At 69.4% G+C, this 4,919-nt stretch carries 2 protein-coding genes and 1 pseudogene; 2 read left to right on the plus strand and 1 reads right to left on the minus strand.

Annotated elements, in window-relative coordinates; genetic code table 11:
• Positions 1–1,774 (plus strand): sulfatase-like hydrolase/transferase (locus D7W79_RS38725; RefSeq protein WP_120530263.1); only part of this gene is annotated, 1,774 nt, incomplete at its 5' end.
• Positions 1,775–1,833: 59 nt separating this feature from the next.
• Here the strand turns inward: D7W79_RS38725 and D7W79_RS38730 are convergent.
• A complete protein-coding gene (locus D7W79_RS38730) occupies positions 1,834–3,621 on the minus strand; it encodes a M4 family metallopeptidase (RefSeq protein WP_120530264.1) in 1,788 nt (595 codons plus the stop codon).
• Positions 3,622–3,980: 359 nt separating this feature from the next.
• Here D7W79_RS38730 and D7W79_RS38735 point away from each other — a divergent pair.
• Positions 3,981–4,919 (plus strand): annotated as a pseudogene (locus D7W79_RS38735) (FUSC family protein); the annotation flags it as partial.

The following is a 4,919-nucleotide window of genomic DNA, read 5'->3' on the forward strand; positions in this document are numbered from 1 at the left end:
CGCCACGCCCGAGGAGGGCTACCACCTCACCCCGGACCTGGTGGACCGGGCCATGGACTGCATCGCGGACACCAAGCAGGTCGCGCCCGACAAGCCCTTCTTCCTCTACTTCGCCCCGGGCGCCATGCACGCGCCCCACCACGTCCCCCGGGAATGGGCGGACGGCTACGCGGGCCAGTTCGACGACGGCTGGGACGCCTACCGGCAGCGCGTGTTCCAGAAGCAGCTGGAGCTGGGCGTGATCCCAAAGGGCACGCAGTTGTCGCGGCACGACCCGGACGTGCAGGACTGGGACTCGCTGCCCCCGGAGGAGAAGCACCTCTACTCGCGGATGATGGAGGTGTTCGCGGGCTACCTGGAGCACACGGATCATCACATCGGCCGGCTGCTCCAGTTCCTGGAGGACACGGGTGAGCTGGCCAACACGCTCATCATGGTGCTGTCCGACAACGGGGCCAGCGCGGAGGGCGGGCCGCACGGCTCCGTGAACGAGCTGAAGTTCTTCAACAACACGCCGGAGTCGCTGGAGCAGAACCTGGCGGCGCTGGAGGACCTGGGCGGGCCGAAGTACTTCAACCACTACCCGTGGGGCTGGGCCTGGGCGGGGGACACGCCGTTCCGCCGCTGGAAGCGGGAGACGTACCGGGGCGGCACCACCGACCCGTTCCTCGTCCACTGGCCCAAAGGCATCCAGGCGAAGGGCGAGGTGCGCACGCAGTACGCGCACGCCATCGACATGGTGCCCACGGTGCTGGACTGCCTGGGCCTGGAGCCGCCACGGGAGATCCGCGGCGTCACCCAGTCACCGCTGGAGGGCGTCAGCTTCCGGCACACGTTCAACGACGCGAACGCGCCCAGCCACCACCGCACGCAGTACTTCGAGATGTTCAGCTCGCGGGCCATCTACCACGACGGCTGGCGCGCGGTGTGCCCGTTCCCCGGCCCGTCCTTCGCGGAGGCGGGAGAGGCGTTCGGCCAGTCGCTGCTCGACGAGGGCCGGCTGCGCGAGCTGGATGCGCACGGCTGGGAGCTGTACCACGTCGCGGAGGACTGCTCCGAGACGAAGAACGTGGCGGAGGAGAACCGGGGCAAGCTCATCGAGATGATCGCCCTCTGGTACGCCGAAGCGGGGCGCTACCAGGTGTTCCCGCTCGCGTCGCCGACCCTCGCCATGTTCGCCATGGAGCGCCCGCAGCTCACGAAGGACCGCACGCACTACGTGTACCGGCCGCACACGTCGCCCGCGCCGGAGAACGCGGCGGTGCACGTGCTCAACCGGCCGCACACCATCACCGCCGACGCGGAGGTGACGCCCGACACGGAGGGCGTGCTGCTCTGCCACGGCGGCCTCACCGGCGGCTACACGTTCTTCATCCAGGACCGCAAGCTGCACTACGTCTACAACTTCGTCGGCGAGCGGGAGTTCCACATCGAGTCGGCGGTGGACGTGCCGGAGGGGCGCTCGGAGCTGAAGTTCGAGTTCGAGCCCACCGGCAAGGCGGACCTCGCCGTGGGGAAGGGGGCCCCCGGGCGCGGCCGGCTCTACATCAACGGGGACCTGGTGGCGCAGAGCACCATCGACGACACCATGCCGGTGGCCATCAGCCTGGGGGAGGGGCTCACCTGCGGCCGGGACGAGCAGTCGTCCGTGAGCCAGCGCTACGCCGCGCCCTTCGAGTTCACCGGCACCCTCCACCAGGTGACCGTGGACGTCGCCGGGGAGCATGTCCGCGACCCGCAGGCCGAACGGAAGGAAGCCATGGCGAAGCAGTGAAATGAAAAGGCCCGGACGGGAGCGGTGGGCTCCCCTCCGGGCCTGGAGACTTCAGCGAACTACTTCACGCCGACGGCGGTCCAGGCCTCGGCGACCTTCTTCGCCTCGGTGGAGTCCTTGCCGTACAGGTCCGTGGCGGCCTTGATGGTGGCGGCGCGGGCCTGGGAGAAGTTCGTCTGCGGCGTCATGTACGTGGTGAGCGCGCGGCCGAAGATCTTCAGGCTCTTCTCCATGCCGATGCCGTCCTTCACCTCGATGCCGGACGTCTTGTTCTTGCCGCCCTCGGTGAGCAGGTAGAAGGCGTTGTTCGCGATGCCGCTGGAACCGTGGACCTCCGTCTGCTTCGGGTAGTTCTTGTAGTTGTCGATGGAGTAGCCATCCGACGTCGGGTCGTTCATGTAGCGGAGGGCGTCCGTGCTGTCGCCGTTCTTGGGCGTCCACGCGTCCTCGCCCACCGCCCAGTCGGACTTCACGGCCTTGTTCTTCTGGCTGGCGAACCACTCCACGCCGGTGCCCATGATGTCGCTGAAGGACTCGTTGAGGCCGCCGGACTCGCCCTCGTACTCCAGGCCCGCGGTGCGCTCGGTGAGGCCGTGGCTGATTTCGTGGCCGGCGATGTCCAGCGTGGTGAGCGGGCCGGAGTCCTTCCCGTCGCCGTCGCCGTACTGCATCTTCTCGCCGTCCCAGAACGCGTTCACCAGGTTCACGTCGGTGTGCACGTAGGAGACGAGCTTCTCACCCTTGCCGTCGATGGAGTCGCGGCCGAGGATCTCCTTGTAGAAGTCGTACGTCATCTCCGCGCCGTAGTGCGCGTCCACCGCGGTGGCGGCGCGCGACGGGTCGGTCTTCTCGCCCCAGACGTCGTTCTTGTCGGTGAAGCCCGTGGTGCCCGACGCCTCGGCCTTGTTCTTCGCGTCGTACGTCACGATGCCCTTGCCGCGCGTCTTGTCCTCCAGGGAGAACGTGCCGTCCTTGTTCTTCGTCGTCTGGATGTCGACCTTGCCGCTGTACATCGTCTGGTCGTCCGCCACGCGGCCCGTGCCCGGCGTGGTGGGCGTCGTCGGCGTGGTGGGCGTCGTCGGCGTGCCGGAGGTGCCGCCCGCGCGCCTGGCGTTGGTGGTGCGGTCCAGGTGGCTGATGGTGTTGTACTGCTTGAGGGACTCGCCGGTGTTCGCGTCGATGAAGTAGTTCATCGAGCGCGGGTCCTTGCCGTTGGACACGGACGTGTCGGTGAGCGTCACGTGGAAGGCGGCGTGGTACTGGCCGTCCTTGCCCTTCACGATGACCTTCTCCGCCGTGGGCGCGCGGGACGTATCGCCGTTGAAGTCCTTCTGCGCCACCGCCAGCGCGTCCTTCGCGTTGAGCTTCGTGGGCGCCTTGCCCAGGCCCGCGGGGATGTTGGACACGTCACCCGTCAGGCTGTCGAACTGGCCCTTCGCGTCCAGGTGGCCGATGACCTGCTCACCGGCGACCTTCACGCCCTCGTGCATGCGGTCCATGCGCACGTGCGTCATGCCCAACTGGTCGCGCTCCACCGAGCGCGGCGCGAACGACGTGCCGCCCGTGATGCCGGTCAGCTGCGGGTTCTTCTGGTTCACGTACGCCACCGTCTGCTGCACGGCCTGCTGCGCCTGGGGGCTGGAGAGGTCCACCGGGCCCGGCGTCAGCTTCTGGCCCACGCCGTTCAGCGCCACCGTCGCCTTCGCCTTGGAGGGCGCGCCCGCGCTGAAGCTGGACTGCGAGCTCATGCCCACCGGGCCCTGGGGCTTCACGGTGTTCACCGGCTTGGTGTCGGTGCGGTTCTGGGTGGCGACAACAGGCTTCGAAAGGTCGGTGCGCAGGGCCATGGGGGGAGGCTTTCGGGGCAAGGTGAAGCGGACAAATTGATTCTCGTGTCAGCCGTCCCATTGTTGCGTGTGGGTGGCTGCTTACACGGTCATGAGGGGACTTATCCTCATGAATTCACTGATGAAGTTTCCGTCCTACATCCGCCCCAGGAACACATTCCGACCGGTAGGTAGGCAGGTGCGCTGGGTTGTATTTCCGTTCATTTTCACCCTGCCTGTGCACGGCCGTCCACCCACCGCCGGTCGCTGGAAGCCTGGCCGGCTGCTCGTCCTGCATGTGTGCGGGCAGGGGCGGATCGCGGCGCTCGCGCGCCCCATCTTCTTCCTCGAGGGGACGTTCACGAGAGGAAGGCGTGGGGATGCGCGGAGACGGAGGCGAGACGGCGGCGGAGGGCTGGGTGGCGCCCCGGGGGCGTGCGGCCCGGGGACTCCTGCCCCGCCACGTCGCGGGCCTCTTCCGCTTCCAGCCGGGCCGGCCCGCGCTGGCGGCGGGGCTGCGCACGGCGCTGGCGCTGGGGGTGCCGCTCGCCGTTTCCGCGCTCCTGGGAATGCCGGCCGTGTCGTGGGCGGGCATGGCGGGGCTCTTCGTCGCGCTGGTGGACAAGGGCGGGCCGTACCGCACGCGCGCCCGGGCCATGGGGGCGATGACGGTGCTGGGCGCGGGGGTGGGGCTCATCATCGCGCTGCCCAGTCCCTTCTGGGTGGACGTGGCGCTGACGCTCTGCTGGGTGACGGCGTGCGGCTTCGCGCGCAGCTTCGGGGACACGCCGGGCATCGTGGGCATGCTGCTGGCGAACCTGTTCGTGGTGTCGCTGGCCCTGCCGCAGCGCGGGCCGGAAGCGGTGCTGATGCAGGCGGCGTACTTCATGGCGGGCGGCCTGTGGTCCATGTTCCTGGCGCTGGTGCTGTGGCCGCTGCGGCCCTACCGCCCGGCGCGGCTGGCCATCGCGGCCTGCTACGAGCAGCTGGCGGACGTCGCGGACGCGGTGGCGGGCTGGCCCATGGAGGGGCCCTCGCGGCTGGGGACGTGGGAGGCGGTGCAGCGGGGCGCGCGCATCCGGCAGTCGCTGGAGACGGCGCGCGCGACGCTGGGCGCCACGCGCCAGGGGCGGCAGGAGGAGAGCGGCCGGGGTGAGTACCTGCTGGTGCTGCTGGAGGACGCGGACGCGCTGTCGCTCTTGCTCACGGCGATGTCGGAGTCGCTGGACGAGGCGCCGCGCCAGGGGGCGTGCCGCGCGGCCCGCATCGAGGCGCAGCACGTGTTGGGGGCGCTGGCGGTGGACCTGCGGGGCGTGGTG

The sequence above is a fragment of the Corallococcus exercitus genome (assembly GCF_003611585.1).
In the GTDB taxonomy this organism is placed as follows: Bacteria; Myxococcota; Myxococcia; order Myxococcales; family Myxococcaceae; genus Corallococcus; species Corallococcus exercitus.

Coding starts and splice junctions, on each gene's coding strand:
- D7W79_RS38730 (WP_120530264.1), bottom strand. CDS start 3,621: ATGGCCCTGCGCACCGACCTTTCGAAGCCTGTTGTCGCCACCCAGAAC.